The sequence below is a fragment of the Microbulbifer rhizosphaerae genome (assembly GCF_014191725.1).
Lineage (GTDB): Bacteria > Pseudomonadota > Gammaproteobacteria > Pseudomonadales > Cellvibrionaceae > Microbulbifer > Microbulbifer rhizosphaerae.
In genome coordinates this window covers 1-1,548 of record NZ_JACHWZ010000068.1, presented here as the reverse complement: position 1 = coordinate 1,548, position 1,548 = coordinate 1, and the positions used below count along the sequence as shown (strand labels likewise).

General features: G+C 57.1%; 1 protein-coding gene. It reads left to right on the top strand.

What is annotated here, in order from left to right; genetic code table 11:
* Positions 1 to 284: 284 nt before the first annotated feature.
* Positions 285 to 1,541: an ISL3 family transposase gene (locus FHS09_RS22460; protein ID WP_183464139.1), complete on the top strand. Its 1,257-nt coding sequence runs from the start codon at positions 285 to 287 to the stop codon at positions 1,539 to 1,541.
* Positions 1,542 to 1,548 lie beyond the last annotated feature (7 nt).

Below are 1,548 nucleotides of genomic sequence, written 5' to 3'. Positions count from 1 at the left end.
TAGGGTCCTCAGCGGAATCTGTGGGTCTAAATCCCGCTCAATAGGGGCTCCGCCCCTAGCCGCGGGCGGCTTACCCCGCCCTCGCCGGGAGGCAAGTGGGTGGTGCCCACCCACCTGCGAGAGGGTATTGGCCTGAATAGGTAGTCAAGGACTACTCGGCGCAAGCGCCTGCGTTCCTCCTTGACTGCCTATTCCGACCGGGAATTCGGAAGGTGCATCTGTTGGTGTGTTTTGGATAAGATCTGTTTCGCCAAAAAAAGATCGCCAGAACACAAACCCAACAGATGCAACTGAAGACTATCCTGAATCGGTGCCAAAAATTCAAGTCCTTCGTATACCGCAATGTACGCCTTGTAGAGAGCGGCAGCGGACCGGGGGAGATCGAGGTCGAGATAGTGCCTCGCAAGAACGCCAAGCCGGTCTGTTCTGGCTGCCAAAGGCCGGGATCGGTCTATGACCACCAAGGCATGCGGCGTTTCGAATTCATCCCCATCTGGGGCTTCGCCGTGTTCTTCGTGTATCAGATGCGGCGGGTCAACTGCCGCCGGTGCGGCGTCAAGGTAGAGCAGGTGCCCTGGGGACGGGGCAAGCGGGAACTGACGATCACCTACATGCAGTACCTGGCCCAATGGGCGGAGAAACTGTCCTGGAAAGAAGTGGCCGACCACTTCCGCACCAGCTGGGAGAAGGTGTTCTCCGCCGTGGAGTATGTCGTAGATTGGGGCCTGAAACACCGGGATTTATCGGGTATTGAAGCCATTGGCGTCGACGAAATAGCTCGGCGCAGGGGGCATGACTATGTCACCCTGGTGTACCAGATCGACCAAGGGCACACCCGGCTGCTGTGGGTCGGCAAGGAGCGCACCAGCAAGACCCTGGAAGGCTTCTTCGATCTCTTGGGGCCTGAGCGAAGTCAGCAATTGAAGTATGTGTGCTCCGACATGTGGCAGGCCTATCTCAAGGTGATCAAGGAACGGGCCTCGCAGGCACTGCATGTCCTGGATCGGTTCCACATCATGTCGATGTTCAACAAGGCCATCGACAGCGTGCGAGCGGAAGAGCACAGGCAGCTAAAGAAGGACGGCTACGAACCGGTGCTGACAAAAAGCCGCTGGAGCTTGCTGAAGCGCAGAGAGAACCTGACGGAGAACCAGGAGGCAAAACTCTCAGAGCTGCTGAAGTACAACTTGAGAAGTATCCGCGCCTACCTGCTGCGGGAAGATTTTAACGGTCTTTGGGAATATGTGTCGCCAACATGGGCGGGAAAGTTCCTGGATCGCTGGACCACGCGGGCCATGCGCTCGAAGATCGAACCGATGAAGAAAGTGGCCAGGAATATCCGCCAGCATCGTGAGCTGATCCTGAACTGGTTCAAGGCCAAGAAGACCATCTCCAACGGCGTTGTCGAGGGGCTGAACAACAAAGCGAAAGTGACCGCCAGAAAATCCTACGGCTTCAGGACCTACAGATGCCTGGAAATCGCACTATATCATGCGCTTGGGCGGCTGCCTGTGCCGGAGGCTGCCCACAGATTTTACTGACGAGGCT

Bases quoted from the DNA above. Each gene is read 5' to 3' on its own strand.
- FHS09_RS22460 (WP_183464139.1), top strand. From the start codon at position 285: ATGCAACTGAAGACTATCCTGAATCGGTGCCAAAAATTCAAGTCCTTC.